The 23081-nt window shown below is 44.6% G+C and carries 24 protein-coding genes; 14 read left to right on the forward strand and 10 right to left on the reverse strand.

Annotated features, from left to right (window positions below; all coding sequences use genetic code 11):
* Window positions 1-14: 14 nt before the first annotated feature.
* On the reverse strand, window positions 15-185 hold the full coding sequence (locus F0251_RS03660) for a hypothetical protein (protein ID WP_171730350.1): 171 nt from the start codon (window positions 183-185) through the stop codon (window positions 15-17).
* Between the two features lie 531 nt (window positions 186-716).
* Between F0251_RS03660 and F0251_RS03665 the strand changes: the two genes are divergently transcribed.
* The 4 genes from F0251_RS03665 (at window position 717) to F0251_RS03680 (ending at window position 3452) form a co-directional block, all read left to right on the forward strand.
* Window positions 717-1454 (forward strand): nucleoside recognition domain-containing protein, encoded by a 738-nt coding sequence (locus F0251_RS03665; protein ID WP_004737022.1) that lies wholly within the window; start codon window positions 717-719, stop codon window positions 1452-1454.
* On the forward strand, window positions 1454-1921 hold the full coding sequence (locus F0251_RS03670; RefSeq protein ID WP_004737023.1) for a YjiG family protein: 468 nt from the start codon (window positions 1454-1456) through the stop codon (window positions 1919-1921). Before F0251_RS03665 ends, F0251_RS03670 begins: the two co-directional genes overlap by 1 nt.
* 605 nt (window positions 1922-2526) lie before the next feature.
* A complete protein-coding gene (locus tag F0251_RS03675; RefSeq protein WP_105058693.1) occupies window positions 2527-2913 on the forward strand; it encodes an MAPEG family protein in 387 nt (128 codons plus the stop codon).
* An 8-nt stretch (window positions 2914-2921) separates the two neighbouring features.
* Window positions 2922-3452 carry a DNA mismatch repair protein gene (locus tag F0251_RS03680; RefSeq protein ID WP_105058694.1) on the forward strand — a complete coding sequence of 177 codons (531 nt, stop codon included), beginning with the start codon at window positions 2922-2924 and terminating at the stop codon, window positions 3450-3452.
* Window positions 3453-3486: 34 nt separating this feature from the next.
* Here F0251_RS03680 and F0251_RS03685 read toward each other — a convergent pair whose 3' ends face one another.
* Entirely contained in the window at window positions 3487-4113 is a 627-nt protein-coding gene (locus tag F0251_RS03685) for an START domain-containing protein (RefSeq protein WP_105058695.1), read from the reverse strand.
* A gap of 165 nt (window positions 4114-4278) precedes the next feature.
* On the reverse strand, window positions 4279-4755 hold the full coding sequence (locus tag F0251_RS03690) for a YHS domain-containing (seleno)protein (protein WP_061032918.1): 477 nt from the start codon (window positions 4753-4755) through the stop codon (window positions 4279-4281).
* A gap of 110 nt (window positions 4756-4865) precedes the next feature.
* Here F0251_RS03690 and F0251_RS03695 point away from each other — a divergent pair, with 110 nt between their 5' ends.
* Both F0251_RS03695 and F0251_RS03700 read left to right on the forward strand, forming a co-directional pair.
* Window positions 4866-5690 (forward strand): AraC family transcriptional regulator, encoded by an 825-nt coding sequence (locus tag F0251_RS03695; protein ID WP_105058696.1) that lies wholly within the window; start codon window positions 4866-4868, stop codon window positions 5688-5690.
* A gap of 229 nt (window positions 5691-5919) precedes the next feature.
* Window positions 5920-6798 (forward strand): 6-carboxytetrahydropterin synthase, encoded by an 879-nt coding sequence (locus F0251_RS03700; protein ID WP_171730351.1) that lies wholly within the window; start codon window positions 5920-5922, stop codon window positions 6796-6798.
* Window positions 6799-6919: 121 nt separating this feature from the next.
* On the opposite strand, the gene F0251_RS03705 is transcribed toward F0251_RS03700, so the two are convergent.
* Both F0251_RS03705 and F0251_RS03710 read right to left on the reverse strand, forming a co-directional pair.
* Window positions 6920-7960, reverse strand: coding sequence for an acyltransferase (locus F0251_RS03705; RefSeq protein ID WP_105058698.1), 1041 nt, complete (start codon window positions 7958-7960; stop codon window positions 6920-6922).
* A 122-nt stretch (window positions 7961-8082) separates the two neighbouring features.
* Window positions 8083-9039 (reverse strand): AEC family transporter, encoded by a 957-nt coding sequence (locus F0251_RS03710; RefSeq protein WP_105058699.1) that lies wholly within the window; start codon window positions 9037-9039, stop codon window positions 8083-8085.
* 163 nt (window positions 9040-9202) lie between these two features.
* Here F0251_RS03710 and F0251_RS03715 point away from each other — a divergent pair, with 163 nt between their 5' ends.
* Window positions 9203-9796: a TetR/AcrR family transcriptional regulator gene (locus tag F0251_RS03715; RefSeq protein WP_105058700.1), complete on the forward strand. Its 594-nt coding sequence runs from the start codon at window positions 9203-9205 to the stop codon at window positions 9794-9796.
* Window positions 9797-9941: 145 nt separating this feature from the next.
* Window positions 9942-10790, forward strand: coding sequence for an alpha/beta hydrolase (locus F0251_RS03720; protein WP_116871065.1), 849 nt, complete (start codon window positions 9942-9944; stop codon window positions 10788-10790).
* Between the two features lie 121 nt (window positions 10791-10911).
* Here F0251_RS03720 and F0251_RS03725 read toward each other — a convergent pair whose 3' ends face one another.
* On the reverse strand, window positions 10912-13452 hold the full coding sequence (locus F0251_RS03725; RefSeq protein ID WP_171730352.1) for a glycosyl hydrolase family 18 protein: 2541 nt from the start codon (window positions 13450-13452) through the stop codon (window positions 10912-10914).
* A gap of 382 nt (window positions 13453-13834) precedes the next feature.
* Window positions 13835-14299: a DUF2850 domain-containing protein gene (locus F0251_RS03730; protein ID WP_105058702.1), complete on the reverse strand. Its 465-nt coding sequence runs from the start codon at window positions 14297-14299 to the stop codon at window positions 13835-13837.
* A 306-nt stretch (window positions 14300-14605) separates the two neighbouring features.
* Here F0251_RS03730 and F0251_RS03735 point away from each other — a divergent pair, with 306 nt between their 5' ends.
* Window positions 14606-14887, forward strand: coding sequence for a pyrimidine/purine nucleoside phosphorylase (locus tag F0251_RS03735; RefSeq protein WP_017057600.1), 282 nt, complete (start codon window positions 14606-14608; stop codon window positions 14885-14887).
* A 201-nt stretch (window positions 14888-15088) separates the two neighbouring features.
* Here F0251_RS03735 and F0251_RS03740 read toward each other — a convergent pair whose 3' ends face one another.
* Complete coding sequence (locus F0251_RS03740; RefSeq protein WP_171730353.1) at window positions 15089-15955, reverse strand: pirin family protein; 867 nt, start codon at window positions 15953-15955, stop codon at window positions 15089-15091.
* 157 nt (window positions 15956-16112) lie between these two features.
* On the opposite strand from F0251_RS03740, the gene F0251_RS03745 reads away from it, so the two are divergent.
* On the forward strand, window positions 16113-16394 hold the full coding sequence (locus F0251_RS03745; protein WP_008216740.1) for a hypothetical protein: 282 nt from the start codon (window positions 16113-16115) through the stop codon (window positions 16392-16394).
* On the opposite strand, the gene F0251_RS03750 is transcribed toward F0251_RS03745, so the two are convergent.
* Window positions 16391-17569 (reverse strand): GGDEF domain-containing protein, encoded by a 1179-nt coding sequence (locus F0251_RS03750; protein ID WP_171730377.1) that lies wholly within the window; start codon window positions 17567-17569, stop codon window positions 16391-16393. The two genes, F0251_RS03745 and F0251_RS03750, sit on opposite strands and share 4 nt — an antisense overlap.
* 283 nt (window positions 17570-17852) lie before the next feature.
* Between F0251_RS03750 and F0251_RS03755 the strand changes: the two genes are divergently transcribed.
* Complete coding sequence (locus F0251_RS03755) at window positions 17853-18191, forward strand: DUF1840 domain-containing protein (RefSeq protein WP_061032929.1); 339 nt, start codon at window positions 17853-17855, stop codon at window positions 18189-18191.
* 94 nt (window positions 18192-18285) lie between these two features.
* On the opposite strand, the gene F0251_RS03760 is transcribed toward F0251_RS03755, so the two are convergent.
* The gene (locus F0251_RS03760; protein ID WP_105058704.1) at window positions 18286-19065 is read right to left on the reverse strand and encodes a hypothetical protein; all 780 of its coding nucleotides are present in this window, start codon (window positions 19063-19065) and stop codon (window positions 18286-18288) included.
* Window positions 19066-19429: 364 nt separating this feature from the next.
* Here F0251_RS03760 and uhpT point away from each other — a divergent pair, with 364 nt between their 5' ends.
* From uhpT to uhpB, 3 genes are all read left to right on the forward strand, one after another.
* Window positions 19430-20824 carry a hexose-6-phosphate:phosphate antiporter gene (uhpT, locus tag F0251_RS03765; protein WP_061032931.1) on the forward strand — a complete coding sequence of 465 codons (1395 nt, stop codon included), beginning with the start codon at window positions 19430-19432 and terminating at the stop codon, window positions 20822-20824.
* A gap of 147 nt (window positions 20825-20971) precedes the next feature.
* Window positions 20972-21580 carry a transcriptional regulator UhpA gene (gene uhpA, locus F0251_RS03770; RefSeq protein WP_017061545.1) on the forward strand — a complete coding sequence of 203 codons (609 nt, stop codon included), beginning with the start codon at window positions 20972-20974 and terminating at the stop codon, window positions 21578-21580.
* Window positions 21580-23076: a signal transduction histidine-protein kinase/phosphatase UhpB gene (gene uhpB / locus F0251_RS03775; protein ID WP_061032932.1), complete on the forward strand. Its 1497-nt coding sequence runs from the start codon at window positions 21580-21582 to the stop codon at window positions 23074-23076. The genes uhpA and uhpB overlap by 1 nt, the downstream gene beginning before the upstream one ends.
* Window positions 23077-23081 lie beyond the last annotated feature (5 nt).

Genomic DNA, 23081 nt, shown 5'->3' on the forward strand with positions numbered 1-23081 from the left:
CTGTGTCGCCAATATTATGCAGCATTAAGATCAAACGTCATTGTTTGTTCTGCAGCACATATCTCAACAGGCCAGCCATAGGATTGGTATTCCATCGCAAGTTTGTCCGCAACTACGCGAGATACCGTGGCAGTGATCCACATGCCTTTACCCATTACCTGATATTTGAGTGTTCTCATTTCCATTTTTGTCACCATTTTCCTTCTATATTGGCTGCGCGAAGTCTATAGCACCTCTTGAAGCTGGAATTTCGAATCAAGCTCAAATCCTTTATAAAATGGCTCATGAATTCGGCTTGGATTAAAACTCAATCAGCAGAATGAAAACGGTTGCGCTTTGGAAGAAAAGTCATGATTTAAGTATCTGTATTATAATCAAATAAAATTTTAACTAAAAATTTATGTAAGAGATCTCTCACATTATTATCAGAGATCGGACTATCCAGGTTCTTATCCGTTGGCGCTGATTTTTGTGTCTCTTCTGTATGCTTTCAGTTACGCCATTGCAGCAAAATTTATTTAGTTTTGTATGTGAAATATGAGGATTTTGTCAGTTTATATTTCGATATCTAAACCATAGTCACAGTTTTATATGTTGCCTATCATCTTTAATTTAAACCGATACTCTGTTTGATTTTGGTCATTAACCTTCTTCTCATTAGTTTGCACTATCTATGCGTGTTCTGTTCCATACAAACCAGATGTATAGAGGTCCTTATGACTAATCCAACGAAAACCGATCGTAAAGTCACGATCGGTAGTTACATCGCACTCGCCTTCGCGGTTGTGTTTTTTTCCGGCTTAATGCAGTCCAATGAATGGTATGGCGTATTCGATTTTACGACGCTTAACGGTTCATTTGGTAAAGTCGCTTACGATGTGAGTGAATCCGCCGATGGTATCCAAGCAGCTACCACTTCTTTACGTGGTAAAGGCGGTAGCGGTGCTCGCGACGGTTTCATTTTTGCTTTGACACTTATTCCGACCGTGATGTTTGCTTTGGGTATGATCAACGTACTTGAGCACTACGGTGCACTGGATGCGGCTCGTAAACTGCTTACTCCACTACTTCGTCCTCTTATGGGTATTCCTGGTAACTCAGGCTTGGCACTGATCGCTTCTTTACAAAGTACCGATGCAGGTGCCGCGATGACACGTCAGCTTAAAGATGAAGGGCATCTAACCAAGCGCGAAACCGATGTCTTTACCATGTTCCAATTCACAGCAGGTGCGGCGATCGTTAACTTCTTCTCGTCTGGCGCTGTGCTATTTACTCTAACCGCAATGGACGGTTCTCTCGCGGTAACATCATCTATTGGTCTTGCTGTGGCGGTGATGTTCATCTTTAAGTTTGTCGGCGCGAACCTGTTCCGTATCTACCTCAATATTACTGAAGGTAAAGAAGACAAACCAAAATCAGACAAAGAACAAAAACTGGAAGAGGAAGTAGCATAATGAGCGAAGTAAAAGCAAAGAAACCAATGGTGACTGATATTTTCGTTGAAGGTGCTAAGAAAGGCTGGGTTATTGCGACCACCTCGACAGTGCCAAACGTTCTGATGGCGTTTGTAATCATCAAAGCATTGCAGATTACGGGTGCGTTGGATCTGATGGGCAGTGTGTTTGCTCCAATCATGGCGGTGTTTGGTTTGCCGGGTGAAGCAGCTGCAGTATTGATCGGTGCGTGGATGTCGATGGGCGGTGCAGTGGGTGTGGTCATCACGCTGTTTGACCAAGGTATCTTGAATGGCAATCATATTGCGATCTTAGCGCCAGCTATTTACTTGATGGGCTCACAGGTTCAATACATGGGCCGTATCATGGGACCAATTGGTACTGAAGGCCGTTACATTCCAGTGATGATCGCTATTTCAGTGTTGAATGCGTTTGGTGCGATGTTCCTAATGAACATTATTCTGTAGCCTAGCTTTTGAAGTTTCTTGGGCTTTAGAAAAAGGAAACCCCGTTTGGCTTTCACCAAACGGGGTCTATTCTTTTTGTAGCCATCCTGCTACTGCGCGTTACTTATCTTTCAATAGGTAACTGGTGCTCCCTGCATCGTTCCTTGACGTGGCTAAATCCTTTAACCTATCCAATCCATCGCCTTCCTAGCGGTGTCCTTGCAAACTCATCATCCTGACAAGTGACTCTATCCTAGAGCAATAACTTCCTTGCTGATAACTCATCCTAAGTCATCAAATCTTCATCCTGAAGATACCTAATCCATTAGGCTTTTTCCTGTTCCTGCCAACTCCCTGTCGACACGTATATTAAACACTCTGGAGGCTTCTCCCACAATCTACCTCAAGCAAATAATCTCAAGGCAAAGCTAAGAAAAACTGTGCGGACTCATACAAAACAAGGGCTTGGGTTTGTAATCTAGGATTTTTCTGCGAAGCTTGATTGTAATCTCTTACGTTTGTTGTGAGAGATCTCTTACACATGTGCGGGCGTGAATGCTCTTTGTTTGCTGAATACAGATACGTTGAGGTAGTCCGCCGAATAAACTAACCAGTAGGAAATGATAATGGTTACAGCGTTATATGCTTCGTTGCTCACTTTGGTCATGTTATGGCTTTCTATTGAAGTGATTAAGCAAAGAAGAAAGAATCAAGTGGCACACGCAGATGGTGGTGTTGAATCGTTACAAGTGGCTCGTTCCGCTCAAAGTAATGCTATGGACTATATTCCGATTACCGTGATACTGATGGTGTTGCTCGAGTTCAACGGCGCCAATGTATGGCTGATCCACGTTATTGGTGTTGCTTTTGTTGCTGGTCGTATTATTCATGGGAAAAGCATCCTCGCTCGTAGTCTGAAGGGAAGAAAGCAAGGCATGTATTTGACCTTTGCCAGCATGGTGTCTTTAGTTGTTCTAAACTTGATTTATCTTCCTTTTGATAAGCTTATATAAGGACATGCATGGCGTTACGCCTCCCTCAACCATGGATGATTGTATTAACAGGTTTAGTGCTGAATATTCTGGCTATTGTTGTGTCGAGCCTAGTGCTCGACAAAATGGTGGTTGAACAAGCTCAGTATCGAGAGCGTCAACAGGGCAATGTATACTCGATTCAGTTGGCTTGGAATACGATTGAAACCTTAGAACGTAAGCGTGAATCTATGTTGCTGCACATGGATATCAGTACCTCTTCAAATTCAGCGGTGACACCGGAATTAGAAGAAGCAATGCGTGGTCAGCTTGGTGCGTGGGTCAGTGGCGAAGTCCCAGAGATTACCGTCGAAAACCTTTCTCAGATCATGATGTTGATTAACCAAGCTCAGCAATCACAACGTACACGTATCGATGACTTCTACCTTGATAATCTAACCTTATCTGAACTCCTCCAAGCTCTTGAAGAGCAGATGACCCTCTATAAAAATATTGCGCTCTTTCTTCAGATCTTTGGCTTAGCATTGATCCTTGCGCGTGACCTGGCGAGACGAAATTAACCGTCGCATGCCTTAAGCCAGACCTGATGTCGAGTTATTGGCCCAGGTTAGGGTGCTGTTGCCCTTGGTACTTTGGAAGCTGGTCTTTAAGCTTTTTGAAGGTACTGAATGCGTTGTTAGCTGACAAGCGATTCATTAACCAGTCAGGCAAAATACCACCCGCATTCGCATATGCCGTATAGGTGATGTGGGTCAGGCCATTGGTTAGAGGCTGCAAAACCCATAGCGCATCGACCTCGTTGATTCGAATATACCCCGACTCTTTAGCCATGTAATTGGACGCATCCTTGATGGTTAAGGTGAATTGACCGTCTTCTACTTCATATTTCGAATACGTCACCATATCTCGGTCGCGAGCAGGCCAAGGAGCTTTGAACTGGGTGTAGACGATATTCTCATTGTTAGATATTTGCATTAACACTTCACTGTGCGACACATTGTCGATCCAATTCGGTACGTTATCGCTGTCTTCCAACAATAAGAGAAAGCCTGAATAACTGGTTTCGACCTGCATTTGCGCTCGAACTTCAACAAGACCATTTCCGTGATTACGCTTATGTATAGTGATGCCACCATCACTTTTAACGAACTGCCACGGAGTCGCATAAGAGAGGGATGAAAACAGGCAGAGTCCAAGTACCAAAATCCTAGGTAATATCATTATTCTTCCATGAAATGAAAAGCTTATCTGCCATGAGTATAGAATAAAAATAGGTTGGATTCGCGTCGTAAGATGCTGCGTATTGAATATGGTTACTATGATATTGGGAAAAACGGAAGACAGAGGGTCTTCCGTTTATAGACAGGGAGTGCAGTGGCAATTTATCTAGAGCTTATAGGCTTCGACAGTTTTGATTGTCGTCCAGTTGTTGTTGGCGTCTTGGATGAACTCTTGTGTGTTCTCCAACCAACGTTTTTGCACTGACTTGTCTAAGTTCAGGTACAACTTTCCATCTTCTACTTTCCAAGCTAAAGGGTCGGTTTCGAACTTCTTACCCATTGCCACACCAAAGGCGCAGTAACCACCGTACTGAGGCGCATAGGCTTGTGGATCTTCGCGGAATTGGTCTCGGTTTTCACTGCTTACAAACTGATAAATGGCATTTTTGTACGTAGCTGTGAACTCTGGCGTGCCTTTCACTGGCCCTTTACTGTCGAAATAAGCAACCGGGTCGTAGCCTTTAATCGCGAGGTCGTTACTATCAACGCTCATATCAAGGTCAGCTGCCATTAGTGAAAAGCTCGCGCCTAGTAACGCGGCTGTAAGAGTGATTTTTTGACTGGTCGATTTTAAATGTGACATATCAAGTTCCTTGTCAGTATTAGTTAACTTGTATGAAATAAATTAGCCGACTAGTCCGGTCTATAGAGGGACAAAAGAACTAAAAAGTAAGCGAATCGTTCGGAGGATGCATGGATCTGCTGTCACAACTAATGGAACATTTCTCGATACGCACCGGTGTTTTCTATTCTGGGAACTTGTGTGGGGTATCGTCATTCAACGCGCAACAGGGTAAAGAAGGGCACCTTCATGTATTGAGTGCCGGTGAGTTGACTCTATCGAGCTCTAGTATGGAACACAGGAAGCTCTCTCAGCCTTGTATCGTCTACTTACCCAATAGCACACCACACGCGATTGAAGGGGTTGGAGACGGTGCAGAAGTTGTGTGTGCGAGTGTGGAATACCGTTCAGGGCAAATGAATCCTCTGTTGTCTGCTCTTCCTGACGTGATCGTGATTCCGTTTGAAGACGCACCTAACCTTATGCCGGTGATTGAGGTGCTGTTTCGAGAATCGAACCAAGAGTTATCAGGCCAGCAATACTTAATGGATAAGTTGAGTGACGCGCTAATGGCTTTGATTTTCCGCCATCTCATTGAACAACAGCAAATCAATCAAGGCGTATTTTCTGCGCTTGCTCACCCACGACTTGCTCCGGTAGTGACCGCCATTCACCTAATGCCAGCTCGACACTTTTCGATAGCGAAAATGGCTTCATTGGCGGCGATGTCTCGCACCCAGTTCATCGAAGCATTTAAGCGCGAGGTGGGCGAAACTCCGGGTGATTATGTCCAAAAGTGGCGTGTGTCTGTGGCTCAATCGTTGCTGTTGCAAAACAAGCCCATCAACTGGGTCGCGGATGAAGTGGGGTACAACAGTTACTCCGGCTTCTCTCGTGCGTTTCAGCACGTAACCGGAATGTCGCCACGTTTATGGCTAAAGCAAAATGTGTCGTAAAGCACTGGCAGCCCTACCTATAATATGGCTATTGGCATGAGACTGGCCTATGTTTTAGCGGAAATTGAGCGTAGTTTGTTCATTTCTCGAATGACGGTGTAAAAAGGTGGACTTTATAAGCTCGTTGTAACATCCTGCCCGTCCTATTTTATCAGACATCAATGAGACGAAGTGCCTGCTGAACATTATTCAGCCTCCCGTATCTCATTAAAGCACTAAGGAGTTCCACTTGAACCTATTTGTAAGAGACCTTACCGTTATCGATTCTTCATACATCTGTGAACACAGAGGGGTCGTAGGAGATAGTTGGATTTTAGATGTCACCATGTCTGGTGAACTGAACGAAATGAGCATGGTGCTGGACTTTAGCCGAGTCAAAAAACAGATCAAAAACCTTGTTGATCAGCATGTTGACCACCGCTTACTGTTGCCAATGAAAAACGCTGCAATCGTACATCAAGCAAGCAAAGCGGGTTACTCTAAGGTAGATGTGCTGCGTGGTGACAAGAGCCTGCACCTGCACTGCCCTGATGAAGCCTACTGTTTGATTGATGCTGAAGCGATCACTATCGAGAGTGTGACCGCTCACGTTTATGACATTCTTCGCGACAACCTACCAAGCAACGTCACAGGGCTAGAGATCACTCTACGTCATGAGAATATTAATGGCGCGTTCTACCACTATACCCATGGTTTGAAAAAGCACGATGGTAACTGTCAGCGCATCGCTCATGGCCACCGTTCTCCGGTTGAAATTGTGGTTGATGACCAGCGTGATGAACAACGTGAACTAGCGTTTGCTAAGCGCTGGGAAGACATCTACCTAGGTTCTAAAGAAGACCAAGTTTCTGTTCCATCATTAAACCTAAGTGAGCACGCTAAGAGTGCGAATGACGAAAGCCATTATGGTTTCCGTTATACGGCGCCACAAGGTGAATTTGAGCTAGCGATTGCTAAGAGTGAAACAGAGATCTTGCCAACGGATACTACAGTGGAACTATTGGCAGGCTATATCGCCGATCAAGTTGCCCCAAGTTTGGCAGAAAACCAGTCACTACAAATTGTGGCTTATGAAGGCGTAGGTAAAGGCGCGATGGCGTTCCGATAACATCTCACGGGTGACGCAAGTTCACTTTCTATCAGAACAAAAAAAGGCAAGATACTAAGTTATCTTGCCTTTCGTTTTTGTGGCTAGTTAAACCAAGAAGGTTATTGTCATTCTGTTAGTGCTAACGAAGCAGTACGTGTCGCAGTGGGCTTTTTTCAATCGCAACGACCAGTCCAAAGCTGAGTAATACGGTGCCAAAGAATACGGTTACGTCTTTTGCTAGCTCCGTAATGCCCAATACACCACAGATATTGAACAACAAGATGATGATTAATAGGTGACTAACGTAGATACCCAACATGCGATTTGAGATAGCACGAACCCATCCATAATTGCCCACGTTTGGATTGGCTAGAAGCCACATAAACGTGCCCATTCCCCATAGCGCAGTACCAAACAAGAAATCATGGATGTTGAATGCGATGTCGAATTTAGACAGCCATGCTGCTTCAGCAAAATGAATGCCCATGCCTAACAATATTAATCCTAGCGCCTTAGCCGACGACACTTTCCATTGATGCTGACGAATAAGGAAACCCAAGGTGACCATCAATGTGCTGAAGAACGGGCCGTTACGGGTAAAGAAAGGTGCTTCCAGTCCAGTCAGGCTTGTATAACTTCCCGCTAAAACACCGTAGATGTAGAGTGCAATTGCGAGAGGCAATAAAAGTCTATCGAGCTTCATCTCAACCATCAAAGCGATGATCAAAACTGCAAACACTAAAGCTGGAATAAACCACAAGTGCACTAAACCGCCCTCTAAGAAAGAGTTGAGCGGTGTGCTCATTAAAAAGCCCCAGTAACCTTGACGTTCGCCCAGATAACCGAGCTCTTCAACCCTAGCGAGGTTGAATGGCATCACTAAGCAAATGATGCTCCATGCCAACCAAACCTTAAGCAGTGGTTTAGAGTAATTAATGACGGTTTGCCACGGGGAGGCAGTCAGCTTGGGCTGAATCAGATAACCTGAAATTAGAAAGAACAGAGGTACTGCAAAGCGCGCGGCTTGATTAAGAATGTAACCAATCCATGGCACGTCATTAATTTGCCAATAAGTAAGGGCCATTTGGCCATGTAAGCCAATGATCGCCAAGATAGCAATCACTCGACCCAACTCGATACTGGCGATGCGTTGTGAAGGCGTATTTTGAACGGAAGACATATCAGATCTCTAAGAAAATTTTCGTAGAATCTAGCAGCCTTTCTGTTGAGCCAGTTAGCGCTAAATCAAGGGTTGCGACCTTTATATGAAGGCTTGTATTGATTTTTTGAAGCCTGTCGCAGCTATATTAAATCCATTGCAGTAAGTGCAAAAATACCAAGCGTACAAGTGATAAGCGATCCCATTGTTGTGAGTGCGATAATATTGGCAGCGAGCGTTGCATTTCCACCCATTGCACGTGCCATGACGTAACTCGCGGCTGCGGTTGGCGCTGCACTCATCAGGAAAATAAGACCAAGATCGAGCCCTTCAAAGCCCAAGACCAGTGCTGCTACAGTAATAAGCAAGGGTGAAACAATGAGTCGGTAACTTGAGGAAAACCAAGTCGCGAGTTTCTCTTGTTTGAGAGAGCTGATATCCAATGAACCACCTGTACAAAGTAAAGCCAAAGGCAATGTCATTTTTGCCAAGTATTGCCCAGCGTCAGTGACCATCTTAGGGATTGGAATAGACAATGCGTAACAGAAAACACCGAGGAAAATGGCGATAATCAGAGGGTTCTTGGTTATCGATTTGGCGATAGCTTGAATGGCTTTATCGCCGGTGTCTGTGCCTTTAGGAGTTAGGGCAATCACCGCTTGAATGTTGTAGAGCACTGTAATGGATGCAACATAGATAGCGGCCAGTGCCACGCCTTGGTTGCCATAGATATTGGCGACATACGCTAGACCTATGATGCCCGTATTAGCCCGAAAGCCACCTTGGATGATGACGCCTTGGTCCTTCGAATCTCTAAACAACAGCTTGGTCGAGAGGGTAGCAATCAAGAAAAAAGCGAAATTAGCGGCTAAAGCAAATAACACTAAGGTGCTGCTTGCAGAGAAGTCATGTTCGGACTGAACAATACTCAAGAACAGCATTGCAGGTAAGGTGATTTGAAAAACAATTTTAGAGGCGACATCAATGAAGTTGTCATTGATTAAGCCAATTCGCTTGAGCATCACACCAAGAAACAACATCAAACAAATAGGGCCTGTTACTGACGCCGAAAACGCAAACTGTTCCCAAAGTGTGTTCATTATTTTTCCTTAAATTTAGCCAACTTCAATATCCTTTGAATACTGTCGCATTTTTCCACAATTTTTTGAGAAGAGAAATTGAATCCCAATAGATAAGTAAAAATCTTTGAAAAAAAGAACGAACGTGCTAAAAATAACGCATCAGATTTATCCTTGGTGAATAATGAGTAAAGGAAAGATAACCAAAGAGTATATTTTGAGTCATGCATTCGCACTTGCGAGTGAAAACGGGCTTGAGAGTTTGACGATTGGCGAATTAGCCAAACAGTGTGGCATGTCTAAGAGTGGCCTGTTTGCGCACTTCAACTCTAAGGAGAACCTGCAGCTCTCTGTACTCGAATATTCCAACGCTATATTCACTGAGCGGGTCATCATTCCAGCAAGAGAGCTTGGTGATGCTGACATTGAAGCGAAGTTAAAACAGTTGCTCGATAACTGGCTGGGTTGGAACCATTCGTTTCAAGGCAGCTGCATGTTTATTGATGCGTGGAAAGATGCTGGTAGTGAAACGTCTGTGATTCAGAAAGCGCTGCAGAAAACCATTTCGGTTTGGATTGACTACTTGACGATTCAGGTAGCAAAAGCGGTTGAGAGTCAGCAGTTCAGATCCGACTTAGATCCAAAACAGGCAACTTTTGAGCTATATGGTCTTTATCTGAGCGCGAACTTGTTTTACTCGTTACGAGGCCAACAAGCGAGCCACACGCATTTTTGGAGCGGTGTAGAGCGCTTAATCGCTAGCTGGAAAGCGGCTTAACTCGCGTCTAACAATTTTAAGAGAAGTGGCGGCAAGCACGTGTACACAGCTTTGCCCCATTTTTTATACTAACAAATAGCACGGTCGTTCGTTTTTTCTGGCCGAGCTCGATCCGCCAATGAAGATGGCGATACAAGGAATGGTCATGAGTGACAAAATCTACTTTAATACATCGAACAAATTCAGCTTCAAGCGCAGCCTGATTGGTGCAACAACCAACCTGCACTACATCTTAGCGCCGAGCCATGCAAAGAAAACAGCGCGTAAGTTATTGCTCACGCCAATGCGTACCGAGCAGAAAAATGCAGATCCACAAGGGTTGATCAAGAGTGAAGTCAAAGGCCGCGATGGCGTTCTAAAAACTTACTCTCTAGGTACTGGGCCAGTTTGGGTATTAACTCATGGTTGGTCAGGGACTGCGAGTCAGTTCTTTCCTTTGATGGAACACATCGCAGCTAAAGGTTTTACCGCTCTGGCTTACGATCACCCGGCGCATGGCGGCAGCGATGGCGTGCATGGTCATATTCCGGCGTTTGTGAACGGCCTTGAGGCGATTCTTGACTCGGTGGGTGAAGTGGCAGGCTTAGTTGGTCACAGCATGGGTACCGCTTCTGCGTTGGAATGTAAGCACGTTAAATTGGAAAACAAACCATTGTTGCTGATTGCACCTGTATTGGATTACCTCGATAACCTGTTCGGCAGCGTTGCTCGTTCAGGGTACTCAATGAAGTTGTTTGAGGCGGTAGTGGGAGAAGTAGAAGAACAGTTTAATTACCCAATCCAGTCTGTCGATCCCTATGGCAAGCTCGCGCTGCGTCAGTCTCAGACAATCATTGTGCATGATGAGCAAGACAAGTTTACTAAGTTCGATGTGTCGCAGCGTGCAGCGAATGAAATGGATCGCGTTGCTTTGATTGCTACTCGAGGGCAAGGTCATGGGCGAGTAATGAAGTGCCCGCAAGTGTTTGAGAGCTTTGATACCTTGATTGGCTAGGTTTAGTTAATCAATTCGGTAATACGTAGGTTTAGAAAACAAACAACAAAAAGGCCAACCAGATATATCTGGTTGGCCTTTGCTTTTAGGTGTTTAGTAAGTATTCAGCTAAAGCCTATTTTTAGTTAGCACAGTTTGCTGGGCCAATCTCTTTCCATACGCCCCACTCGCCAGAGTTAACTGGGTCATCACCTTTAGTCCACCATTTTGCTTCCCAAACCTTACCGGCTTGAGTCACTTGGTCGCCGCCAGTGTATACTGCACTTGAATCCCAAGCGTTAGTACACGTACCACCGTCTGTGGTTTTCTTAAGAACTTTCACTGATGCAGCTGCGACTGATGAATCTGTACCGTCACTTACGGTCACAGAGAAGTTCAGAATAGTGTCTTGCGTGTATTCTGCTGCAACAAAGCTTACTGAAGCGCCTTGTACTGTTGCATCGATACCTGCAGGTACATCCCATGTGAAGGTTAGTGTGTCTTGATCGGCATCGCTAGACGCAGATGCATCCACGACCACAACGTCACCCGCATTGACTTCAGCCGGAGCCGTAACCACTGCAACTGGTGCTGTGTTAACTGGACCTGTATCTTTTGGGTTGACCGTTACAACAACCGTGTCCGTTGACGTTGCGCCTTCGTTGTCCGTTACTGTTAGACTGAAGGTCAGCGTTTCTTGCTGAGTAACTTCAACAACATCGAAGCTTGCAACCGCGGCATTCGCGTTAGTCAGTGTTACTGCTGTGCCGCTTACTTGAGACCAAGCGTAGCTCGCAATTATGCCATCACTGTCTTTTGAAGCGCTGCCATCTAGAGAAACAGAAGCAGGGCCTTCAACAGATTGGTCTGCACCTGCTGATGCGGTTGGTTTCTTGTTCACAGGCTCTGTAGTGCCACCAGCTAAACCCTCGTGCATCGCATTTAGGATGTCGCCGTTATCTGCATCAATTTCCCAAGAGAACAGACCTGCAAGGCCAAGGCTACGTACGTAAGCACCTTTTGCTTTAACCGAGCGGTCGTCATCAAACGTGATTAGCTGACCGGAAGTGCGGTTCCAAACGTATGGCGCTTCTGCCATTTCGTCGTAGCCATATTCGAAGCCATTGATGCCTTGGTTGTTGGCGCCAAGCATGTTCGCTTTAATGCCTTTGTAGTCGATAACGCCATCTTCCCAAACACCTTGTGCGGTGCTGCCTTTCAGTTTGCCATTTCCGACACCTGTCATAGGGTCGCTTGGATCAGAAAGTGTTGATGGTAATACGCCTTCCCAACCACGACCGTACATTGCTGTACCTACGACAAGTTTGTTAGCTGGAACACCTTGCTGAAGCAGTAATTGGATACCGTTGTCAGTGGTATAAGCTGGGCCTGTGTATGGTTTGCCATTTTCATCAATGCCTGAGCCATCACACTGACCAGGACGCATGAAGTTACCGCAGTTTAATGCTGTCTGGTGACCTAACACGTTGTTCCAACCGCCGTAGAAGTCGTAAGTCATCGCAAAGATGTAGTCCATGTACTGGATAGCATCACCGTAGTCCACATCCTCAATTTTATCGTGACCAACACCGATCGCTGAGGTGAGTTCGTAAGTGCGACCATTTTCAGCTTCTAGTTCATCTAGCATTGCACGTAGCTCTGCCATCAATGCGATATAAGCTGGGCCATCATTTACTGGGTCACCAAGATCTGGCGCTGCACCGCCACCACCAGGGAATTCCCAGTCAATATCTACACCGTCATAGAATTTCCATGTGTTCAGGAATTTTTTAACCGATGCCACAAAGGTGTCTCGGTTCGCTTTGGTTGTGAAATCGAAGAATGGGTCAGACAGCGTCCAACCACCAATCGATGGGATGATCTTCAAATCAGGATTACGCTGTTTTAGCGCCATCATCATTGCGTAATTACCTTTGATCGGTGAGCTGTATTCGTGGCCCGCTTGAGGGAAGCTTTTCTGGAAAGCGGCCCATGGGTCATGAATCACCACTTCGTAATCATTAACACCCTGACAAGCTGTCATTAGTGCGTTGTAGCTGTTTCCACCTACCGATTTCACTGATTCGTTAGGACCACAAATTGGGATGAAGCCATAAAGGATGTGGGTCAAGTTATCAGCGGGTAGGTTATCAACGGTGTAATCACGACCATAGATACCCCACTCAACAAAGTAAGTACCCACTACTGTGTTTGGAGCGGTGTTGTAGGACTTGTTATTTGGATCGATATTCATTGCTAGTGGTGCTAAGTGCGCACCATCCGTATCGGCAATCGTGATTTTAGCGGGTGCGCTTTTACTACAACCCGTTTCGTCACATGCTTCGATTTCCATATCAAACAAACCGCCCTGACCGTATTCGAATGAAGCGGTAGTTTGGCTGCCAGTGATTGGGCCGGTTGCAACCTTAACGCCATCAAAGTAGATGTTGTACGTGTTTCCTGACGTTCCGCTCCACTGATTAAACTTAACGTCGACCTTTGCTTTGTCGTGATACTTAACCATTTGGTTGTAGCCAGAAGTGGTTTCCATCGCGAGTTCAATTTTAGAAAACTGTAGGTTGTTGGAACCGTACATATCGATGCTAGGTGCTGTTGGAGCAGCTAATGCTGTACCAGATAGCGCTAGAGCAATGCTCGCAGCACAGGTATTAAAACGAATCATACTATTTCTCTCATTCCTTGAAGGTTACGAGAGCCAAATGGCCCCATAAGTTGCTCCGATCACTTTTGAAGGAGCTTCCCCGTCAGTATTCGAGAGAGTTTTAATTTCATAACTGAAAATAAATCTGTTTTCGATGGACAACTAAAAAATTGTATCTTGTTACAAATTTGTTGCTTAGTGAGTGAGAGGTCGAGTCCATGTTTTATAAAATGAAATGTCACCTAGCATGAAAATCTCATATGTGAAATTGCACGACATGAAGTTATGTAAAAATGCGACTAGCTGCATGAAAATATCGTGACGTTGAAGCAAGATCACGAATTAGTGGCGAGTAGATGGGAAGCTTAAAGAGTGTTGACGGAGTAATTGGGGCTACTGAAGGCTATCTTTTGAATTGCTCGGCCAATGAGGCGCGTCTTTGTTGCATCACGCTGTGACTTTCAGCGGTAGCAGTATGTTCAAAACCTTCTTTGATAAATTGCTGGGCGGGTGTGCTTGGCTCCAGTCGCTTTAGGCGAGGTGAGTCGTAGGTGCCACTGATGGTGTAAACCCTTGGACCTGAACCTGTATTTATCGTGACGATTTTACCGTCAAAATCAAACGAAGTCGTGATGAGGCGATGATTCATCATCACACCTTTATCTGAGAGGGTAAGGATATCGGTATTGTACGGTGGAGCGCCAATCTCTATCCAAGTACCATGCACATTGCTTGGACTGACGGATTTTTGGTGAGCTTGATAGGCGAAACAACCAGCGGTAACGGCAATCATAAAGCCAACTAATAGCAATCCGTAAAGTAACGAGTTGGCAAATAGATCTCTGCTTTTAGTGGTTTTTTTTGCCATTATCTCTTCATTTCTTCGCTTGTACCGTTCTTAAGTCTATAAATTAAAATCTTAGTTTGCAAAGGTTGTTATAAGAGTTAGAAGCAGGATCCAATGTTCAAATAAATTGGCTTGCGTTGATGATTCTTAGCGTGCTGCTGTTGCCATTTACCGAGTAAATGAGTTTGGGTTTCAGTAAATCTTCAGCTATGCGTATTTATTTCTTGTAGGAAAGTCGCGAATTGGTTAAAACAATTATCACCTAAATTTACGTAAGGCTTATTCGTTGAGCCCAAAACTGCAATTTAAAGACAACAAGGAAGTACAATGATTAAAGAAAACACATACTTTGAAGGTGGCGTTAAATCGTTAGCGTTTAATCAATCTGGCGCTGATGTGAGTGTTGGTGTGATGGCGGCTGGCGAATATACCTTCGGTACGGCTGCTCCTGAAAAGATGACCGTGGTTAAAGGCGCTCTGATTGTAAAACGTGTTGGCGATGACGACTGGACTACATACCAATCTGGAGAATCTTTTGACGTTGCGGGCGATTCTTCTTTCGACCTGCAAGTAAAAGAAGCAACGGCTTACTTGTGTGAGTACCTATAAGAAGCCTGAAATTTACTTCTGCTTAATAAGAAAAAACCACGCTCTAGGAGCGTGGTGAATAAGTGATAATAACCGGCAGTGGATAGTGTCACTTGTTTTACAGTCATCAAATGGACGACCAAATTCGTTGTCCGTTGCTCAATCTCTTCAGTACTTTTTTCAAAGCCCAAAGCCCAAAGCCCAAAGCCCAAAGCCCAAGCATTAGTAAGTGTCAAAAACGCCGTTGTTGTAGTCCTGAATAGTTTGTTCAATCTCTTCCATCGAGTTCATGACGAACGGACCATAATGTACAACTGGCTCATTAATCGGTTGACCAGCAAAAATCAACACCCCTGAATCTTCTAAGCTACTCAAAGAAAGTAGTTCAGCTTTGGTCAGTAATGCAAGTTGACCTTGGTTGATGACCTTACCACCGTTCTGAATGCTGCCTCGGTACACGTAAGCCATGGCATTGTGCGTTGCCTCTGTGCCTAAGGAAACTTCTTGGCCTGAACGAGAACGCCAGTCTGCGACGCTTAATGGCACACCTGTCTTTTGCAGTGGACCTTGTGCTCGCAAAGTTGCTGAGTCAGCTTGTTTATGTAATTCAAACCCACCGGCAATGACTCGTAATAAACCGCCTTTTTCACTTTGATGTTCAGCAATACTTTGACTTTGGAAGTCGTGGTACTGCGCAGGCTGCATTTTGTGTGTTGATGGTTGGTTTATCCAAATCTGAAAACCATGAAGTGCACCTTCCTCCATCATCGGCATTTCACTGTGAATAACCCCACGACCAGCCGCCATCCATTGCGCACCACCGCTACGAAGTTCTCCAATATTTCCCATGTGATCTTTATGTTGGAAGTGACCTTGCAGCATATAGGTCAGCGTCTCTATCCCACGGTGAGGGTGAGGAGGAAAGCCGCCAACATAGTCTTTGCTTTCATCCGATTTGAGTTCATCAATCATTAAAAATGGAGAGAAGCGTTTGTTGTTAAAACCAGCAACTCTTTGGATTTTAACTCCATCGCCATCAGACGTGGCATGGGCTGAGATTACATGTTCTACGGTTCTTACATTCGACATATTGAAACCCTCATAAGTTTGAATAGGTCTAGTGTATGGAATTAAATTTATAAAGAAGATGGTGCTGCGTTGAGTGACTTATTCGAAAATTTTGAACAGGTAACAATATGAAATTAAGTCTATACTCAATATAGGTTAGACCGCCAAGGAGGCCGCTATGGCAGTACAACAAAAACATGGCGAAAGGCATGGTCGAATGGGCTTTGAGAATGACTTTACGACAGAACAAGGTCAGCGCTTTACTGAGGTTGCGAATAACGCGGTGAAACGTCGCATCAAAAAGCGCGAAGTGGAAGCGCCTTTTGTGCATTCGGCAAAGGAATCTGCGTTGAAAACCGTCACAAGATCTAAGTGGGAAAACCGAAGCCGAGTTAGGCAAGTGGTTTGGATTATTGTTATTGGTCTTGTCAGCTTATGGGCGATGTATATGGCTGGCTAACGTTGGCGAGTCTTTAACAAGGTAACATTGTTTCCCTTTATTCCTGCTTCAAGCCCCTGTTCAATTTCAGTCGAGTCAGGTTTATCCATCGGACACTCCTCTATTAACGTAGAAACAGGGTTGTCATGATAATAAGCGTAACGGTTCTTGCCTGAATGTTTCGCTATATACATGGCTTTGTCGGCACATCTTGTCAATTCATGTAAATCTTGAGCATCTTGCGGATACAGTGATACACCGACGCTGAGAGTCAGCTCTTTTATTCTCTCGTTGGTCTGGCAACCGCTCTCAAACAATCCACAGATCCTGTCTAGAATACCATCGAGATCTTTTTTGGTGGGAATATCGTAGAGCATCAGCACAAACTCATCTCCGGCAAAGCGTGCGATGGAATAGTCGTGTTCGTGGCTTTTTCGATCTCGGGTTCGAATATTGTTGCTTAGACGGTTAGCAAAGTGTTGTAGAACACTGTCGCCGACATCGTGACCATAACTGTCGTTGATGCCTTTGAAATCATCAATATCTAAGAAGACCAAGGCGGTAAGTGATCGCTCACTATCGACAGTGGCAAGCTTTTCGATAGCCCAACGTTCAAAGCTCCATCGGTTGGCAAGCCCTGTGAGTTGGTCTCGATAAGCCAAGTCCTCAATCCCTTCTTTATACAAACGCTGAATGTAGCTTACTGCTTTGGTGTAGTAGTAAGCGGAGGTATGACACACCAAGCTCATGGTAAACAAGCTAAGAATAAAGCGATGTGTGCTGTTAAAAGGTAGAGAAAAATTATTGGGTAATGCAGTAATTAGCGTGCTTATGAATAGGCAAAAAGAGGTGCTTAGGATGACGCCAATTCTAAAATCGTTGATGAAGATTACGGCTGCTAAAATCGGGTAAAGCCAAAGTATGCGATCGGGAATGGCATAGCTGTATAAAAACAGGATGACGCCTTGCACAAGCAGTACACAGCTAAGAATTAACTCTGAATACTCAGGATTGAAGACCTTTCTTACATAAATCGCATTGGCGATAGCGATAAAAGCAAAACATAGCTCAAACATTGATAGGGTGTAGTGCTGCCCCTGAAAGTAAGCCCATGTGTAAAAGATGAAGAGTGCGGCTGCAGTCATTGAAAAGGAGTAGACGATTTTTTGTTTTCGGGTAGAGCGGATATCCGCCATCTCTTCAAGGTGCCTTCCTACAAGCCTGTTCATGTGATTTGTGCCACTAATTTTGATAATGGTATTAATACTAGATTAAATAATGGGCTACGAAGAGCCTTAGCTGACCATTTAATGTGACTATTATCAAGATTTCATATGAAAGGTTAATTAACGCATTCTAAATGGTGATAGATATCACTAATGGTGCAGCTCGCCAAAAGCAAGCGGACGATTATGTGCTTGCTTTCCAAAGATTTACTCCACATAGTTCTTTTGCCATCAGATTAAAGAGAGACCATTTATGTTAATTACGTTCAGTTGTAAGGCACACGCTAGCGTCACGATGTTTGGTGAAGTCGGCCTTCAGTTTATCAAAATGCTTGGACATAGTGGTGCGATCCCGGGAGCGATTGATGCTTCAGAGGTTCCTCAAGCGTTGAATAATTTGCGCACCGCGATCGCTGCGGAGCAAAGCCAAGCTCTAGATCAAGATGATATCGATGATGACAACAAAGATGAGGTTGTTGAAGCGCCAGTAAACATCGGTAGTCGAGCTTTTCCATTGGTGGAGCTATTGAAAGCGGCTATTAAAGAAGAATGTGAAGTGATGTGGGAAGACGGTAGCGGAAAGCGTTTGTAAGATCAGCGTGGAGCTAAGTTTGATGGATAAAACCAGCATTAAGTTGAGAGCTTAGTAAGTAAATATAGAATGCTGGCTTTGTTATAGAGCTGAGTTAACTCACTTTGTTGAAGCGAATAGATTGCAGTTTCGTCTCTGAACCATCGATGTATGCATAGCTGTCGATAATCCATAACTTGTCACTCACCATTGCCAACTCTAGGCGCACATCCGCACTGTTTATGTCTTGGTAAATAATGTCTTGAATGTTAGTTGGGTAGAAGTTGTAACGGTTTGCTTGAGGCTGGTGTTCGCCAGCGAAGTTTACCGACACGTCCGTTGCATCGTTTATTACATCTAACTGGTAACCTTGCTCTGCTGTGTAGGAAAAGTGCGCTGATAGCTCTACGCCTTGTGGATTTTCAATGTTGATATTCGCTTGGCTAATGCTCGCTAGGCTACCCGTAGCTTGTAAACTGTCGATATTGCTGTTGGTATCAACATGGTTACGAATAGTAACGTTCCACTCGCCAATGAAGTTATTAAGCTCTTGCCAGTTTTGCTCCGTCGTTTCCGCACTCGTTGGGTTTGCTACTTGTGTACCACCAGTTTGTGCAATTGCCTCGTTACGGCTGTCATGGCGGATATTTTCTCGGTTGTTCTGAATATCGTTACTCGCCCCTGCAACACCTCCAGCCAAACCACCAACGACAGCTCCTTGGACAGCTAAGTCCGCCTCACCTGTTAGCGCGCCCAATGTTAAACCCAACAGAGCACCACCCACTGCACCTTGTTTAGTGCTTGCGTTTGGATCATCTTCACCAGGCGTTACACACCCAGTAAGTAGAGGAAGAGAGATAGCAGCAGTCAGTGATGCTTTAGTCAACGAGTTCATAAGTTCGGCCCTAAAAGATGTACAAATAAAGAGCAAAAACTTTATCAAGGGATTGTCAGAATAAAATTATGAACAGTGTTTTATTTGTTGCGAAGTGTTTCAGAAAGAGTGTTGAAATTGGTCCGTTAGCGTGACAGTCGATAATTTTGTTATCGTAATATCAATGCATAACAGACCGTAAACAAAGTGATGATGTTCACGCTTTCTGGGTTCCCTATTGTTAACTAGGAATATTTCCTAGTTGTTCTAAGACGCTCTCTCATGCGGTTGATTTTTAGACTTCTTATTATTTCGTTATCAGTAACAAAGAGTGCATGGACGGAAATACGTCGTGCAGACCTCACAAATAATAAGAGAGTTCACAATGTTAAAGTTTCTAGATCAGGTTCGAAAACCGACACTGGATCTTCCAGTCGAAACTAGAAGAAAAATGTGGTTTAAGCCCTTCCTACAATCTTACCTAGTCGTGTTCATTGGTTATCTAACCATGTATTTGATCCGTAAGAACTTCAATGTTGCGCAAAACGACATGATTTCTACTTATGGACTATCGATGACGGACCTCGGTCTTATCGGTCTGGGTTTCTCTATTACTTATGGCATCGGTAAGACAGTCGTTTCCTATTATGCCGATGGTAAAAACACTAAGCAGTTCCTACCATTCATGCTTGTCCTTTCGGGTATTGCGATGCTGGGCTTCAGCTTCAGTATGGGCGGCGGCAGCGCTAGCTTATTCTTGATGGTTGCTTTCTACGCGTTGAGTGGTTTTTTCCAAAGTACGGGTGGTCCATCGAGTTATTCGACCATTACTAAGTGGACGCCTCGTAATAAGCGTGGTTCATACTTGGGACTTTGGAACATGTCACATAACGTGGGTGGCGCAGGTGCAGCAGGCGTAGCTCTATTTGGTGCTAACTACCTATTTGATGGCAATGTGATTGGTATGTTCGTGTTCCCATCTATCATCGCGATTGTGGTTGGTTTTATTGGTATGCGTTTTGGTAGTGACTCTCCAGAAGCATACGGTTTAGGTACGGTTGAAGAGCTGTTTGATGAAGAAGTGAGCGAAGAAGATACCGCAGCCGAAGAAAATCAAATGACTAAGAAAGAGATCTTTGTTGAATACATCCTTAAAAACAAAGTGATCTGGTTGCTCTGCTTCGCGAATATCTTTTTATACATTGTTCGTATCGGTATCGATCAGTGGTCTACCGTTTATGCGTATCAAGAACTCGGTCTATCAAAAGAAACGGCTATTTCAGGTTTCACGCTGTTTGAAGTTGGCGCACTGGTCGGCACACTAATGTGGGGTTATTTATCAGACCTTGCAAATGGACGCCGTGCTTTAGTTGCTTGTGTATCGCTAGCTCTGATCATTGTTTCTCTAGAGTTCTACCAACATGCGACGAGTGAGTTCATGTACTTAGCGTCACTGTTTGTGCTTGGCTTCCTAGTGTTCGGTCCTCAGTTGTTAATTGGTGTTGCCGCGGTAGGTTTTGTTCCTAAGAAAGCGATCAGTGTTGCGGATGGTGTAAAAGGTACATTTGCTTACTTAATTGGTGACAGCTTTGCCAAACTTGGCCTAGGTATGATTGCGGATGGAACGCCTATTTTTGGCTTAACAGGTTGGAAAGGAACGTTCGCAGCACTCGATACTTCAGCGGCTATTTGTATCGCACTGCTGCTATTCGTTGCGGTTGCCGAAGAGAAGAAGATTCGCCACGCTAAGAAAATGCACTTAGCGTCTCAAAACGCGTAGCGAGCCTCAAATGCTTTATTGGTTTAAAGCATGTGAGATCATACCAATCGTTAGTTCGATTCAGTATCATCTCTATTAATAAACTTCATTTTAGATAGCTCCTGTTGGGGCTATTTTTCTTTCTTACTCTTAATTTTGGCTAATATCATGATTAATGTTGCGCTTGTTGATGACCACGTCATTGTTCGATCTGGCTTTGCTCAATTACTCAGTCTTGAAGCTGATATTACGGTAGTGGGTGAATTCAACTCTGCGGCAGAAGCGCGTCTCGGATTGCCAAGTTGTCACCCTGATGTCGTGATCTTAGATATCTCAATGCAAGATGAAAGTGGCCTGAGCTTATTGGAAGAGATTCCATCAGGCATTGCCAGCATAATGCTAAGCGTTCATGACTCTCCGGCGATGGTGGAGAAGTCGTTAGAGTTAGGAGCCAAAGGTTATCTTAGCAAACGTTGCAGTCCTGATGAGTTAATCCAAGCCGTACACACGAGTGCAAATGGTGGCTGCTATCTAACGCCAGATATCGCTATCAAGCTTGCGACACCAATGAAAAATAAAGCCTCTTTAAATCAGTTAACTCGCAGAGAAAGCGAAGTGTGCCAGTTATTGGCTACGGGGCTCGATGTAAAATCTATTGCCGTTGAGTTAGGGGTTAGCCATAAAACGGTGCATGTACATCGTGCAAATGCGATGGACAAACTCAATGTTAAGAACAACGTTGAGTTAGCGAAATTGTTCACTCAAGATCAGTACTGATGCGTTCCTATCTCGCCACCTCCCTATGCGGGACTTTTATGGCTGGCTGTGCATGGTTTTGTTTATGGGTTATCGCCTTCTATTTCATCAATGACCCTGAATTGGCCATTCTGCTTTTCCCATTTTCACTTCGACTGGGAATGACTCTGCACACTCGCACACACTATTGGCCTGCTATCTACATTGCAGAGTGGGGGCTTGCGATCGCTTTGGCGTTATTACTTGATGAGCCTCAATGGTTGACGATACTCATCGCCAGTGGATTGAGTATTCCTGCCACTCTCATTGCCAAGCGCTATTATTCTGGTGACCAGAATCGTCACTTGTTAGTGATGGCTAGCTTAATCATGGTCACAGCATTCATTAATGTAGCCGTAGTGGGTTCTCATGCGCCGGCCGTTTACATGGTGTGGTTGGTGAGTATCACCGGCGGTCTGATGCTGGTGCCGATGTGTTATCTAGTCTGGAACTACCTATTCCAGAACAAGTGGGCGCCATTGAGCTCTTACTTAATCAACAATGTCGTTGAGTTCAAAATCCGTCACATCGCATTATACAGCGTCTTGTTGGTCGCCAGTATTTTGATACAAACCAGTTTGCCTGATGAGCTAAGGCGTTTTGCCCCGTTCTGTATGGCCATTCCCATTATCTTGCTCGCCGTTCGTTACGGATGGCAAGGCGCTTTGCTTGCAACAATGCTAAACAGTGTCGCGTTGATTGCTGCTCACAGTGGAACATCTAAACTCGAAATTACCGATTTACTCTTGTCTCTGTCTGCTCAAACCATCACCGGTATTTTGCTTGGCCTTGCGGTCCAAAAACAAAAAGATCTCAATGCGAAACTACGAAGTGAGCTCTCCAGAAATCAAAACCTTTCACGCCAGTTAGTGACAGCTGAAGAATCGGTTCGTCGTGATATTGCGCGTGAGCTGCACGATGAAATCGGCCAAAACATTACGGCAATTCGGACGCAGGCAAGCATTATTAAACGCATCGATGCCGCTGAGATGAGTGTTCGTTGTGCGGGTACGATTGAGTCATTGTCTTTGAATGTTTATGACACCACTAAACGTCTACTTACAAAACTAAGACCTAAGATGTTGGACGACCTTGATCTAAAAGATTCTGTTGAACAGCTTATTCGGGAAATGGAATTCTCGGATCACGGCGTTGATATCCAGTTAGATTGGCAAGGTGATTACTCGTGTTTGAGTGACACGCTCAAGGTCACTATCTTCAGGCTGTGCCAAGAATCCTTAAACAATGCCCATAAATACGCACGTGCGAGCGAGATTAAAATTGAACTGATTTTAGATGATCTGGCCTATCTTCGTATCACAGACAATGGCGTTGGATTTACAGCGCAAGATCTTCTTAAAGGAATGGGTGTTCGCGGTATGCAAGAGCGTGTTCAAGCGCTTGGTGGAACAATGACAATTAACGCTAGTGGCTCCTCTTCGGGTACCGATATCAGCGTTACATTACCTAAAGTGTGAGAACG

Source organism: Vibrio sp. 070316B (assembly GCF_013114115.1).
GTDB lineage: Bacteria > Pseudomonadota > Gammaproteobacteria > Enterobacterales > Vibrionaceae > Vibrio > Vibrio chagasii_B.

Bases quoted from the DNA above. Each gene is read 5' to 3' on its own strand.
- F0251_RS03660 (WP_171730350.1), bottom strand. From the start codon at position 185: ATGGAAATGAGAACACTCAAATATCAGGTAATGGGTAAAGGCATGTGG.
- F0251_RS03665 (WP_004737022.1), top strand. From the start codon at position 717: ATGACTAATCCAACGAAAACCGATCGTAAAGTCACGATCGGTAGTTAC.
- F0251_RS03670 (WP_004737023.1), top strand. From the start codon at position 1,454: ATGAGCGAAGTAAAAGCAAAGAAACCAATGGTGACTGATATTTTCGTT.
- F0251_RS03675 (WP_105058693.1), top strand. From the start codon at position 2,527: ATGGTTACAGCGTTATATGCTTCGTTGCTCACTTTGGTCATGTTATGG.
- F0251_RS03680 (WP_105058694.1), top strand. From the start codon at position 2,922: ATGGCGTTACGCCTCCCTCAACCATGGATGATTGTATTAACAGGTTTA.
- F0251_RS03685 (WP_105058695.1), bottom strand. From the start codon at position 4,113: ATGATATTACCTAGGATTTTGGTACTTGGACTCTGCCTGTTTTCATCC.
- F0251_RS03690 (WP_061032918.1), bottom strand. From the start codon at position 4,755: ATGTCACATTTAAAATCGACCAGTCAAAAAATCACTCTTACAGCCGCG.
- F0251_RS03695 (WP_105058696.1), top strand. From the start codon at position 4,866: ATGGATCTGCTGTCACAACTAATGGAACATTTCTCGATACGCACCGGT.
- F0251_RS03705 (WP_105058698.1), bottom strand. From the start codon at position 7,960: ATGTCTTCCGTTCAAAATACGCCTTCACAACGCATCGCCAGTATCGAG.
- F0251_RS03710 (WP_105058699.1), bottom strand. From the start codon at position 9,039: ATGAACACACTTTGGGAACAGTTTGCGTTTTCGGCGTCAGTAACAGGC.
- F0251_RS03715 (WP_105058700.1), top strand. From the start codon at position 9,203: ATGAGTAAAGGAAAGATAACCAAAGAGTATATTTTGAGTCATGCATTC.
- F0251_RS03720 (WP_116871065.1), top strand. From the start codon at position 9,942: ATGAGTGACAAAATCTACTTTAATACATCGAACAAATTCAGCTTCAAG.
- F0251_RS03725 (WP_171730352.1), bottom strand. From the start codon at position 13,452: ATGATTCGTTTTAATACCTGTGCTGCGAGCATTGCTCTAGCGCTATCT.
- F0251_RS03730 (WP_105058702.1), bottom strand. From the start codon at position 14,299: ATGGCAAAAAAAACCACTAAAAGCAGAGATCTATTTGCCAACTCGTTA.
- F0251_RS03735 (WP_017057600.1), top strand. From the start codon at position 14,606: ATGATTAAAGAAAACACATACTTTGAAGGTGGCGTTAAATCGTTAGCG.
- F0251_RS03740 (WP_171730353.1), bottom strand. From the start codon at position 15,955: ATGTCGAATGTAAGAACCGTAGAACATGTAATCTCAGCCCATGCCACG.
- F0251_RS03745 (WP_008216740.1), top strand. From the start codon at position 16,113: ATGGCAGTACAACAAAAACATGGCGAAAGGCATGGTCGAATGGGCTTT.
- F0251_RS03750 (WP_171730377.1), bottom strand. From the start codon at position 17,569: ATGGCGGATATCCGCTCTACCCGAAAACAAAAAATCGTCTACTCCTTT.
- F0251_RS03755 (WP_061032929.1), top strand. From the start codon at position 17,853: ATGTTAATTACGTTCAGTTGTAAGGCACACGCTAGCGTCACGATGTTT.
- F0251_RS03760 (WP_105058704.1), bottom strand. From the start codon at position 19,065: ATGAACTCGTTGACTAAAGCATCACTGACTGCTGCTATCTCTCTTCCT.
- uhpT (WP_061032931.1), top strand. From the start codon at position 19,430: ATGTTAAAGTTTCTAGATCAGGTTCGAAAACCGACACTGGATCTTCCA.
- uhpA (WP_017061545.1), top strand. From the start codon at position 20,972: ATGATTAATGTTGCGCTTGTTGATGACCACGTCATTGTTCGATCTGGC.
- uhpB (WP_061032932.1), top strand. From the start codon at position 21,580: ATGCGTTCCTATCTCGCCACCTCCCTATGCGGGACTTTTATGGCTGGC.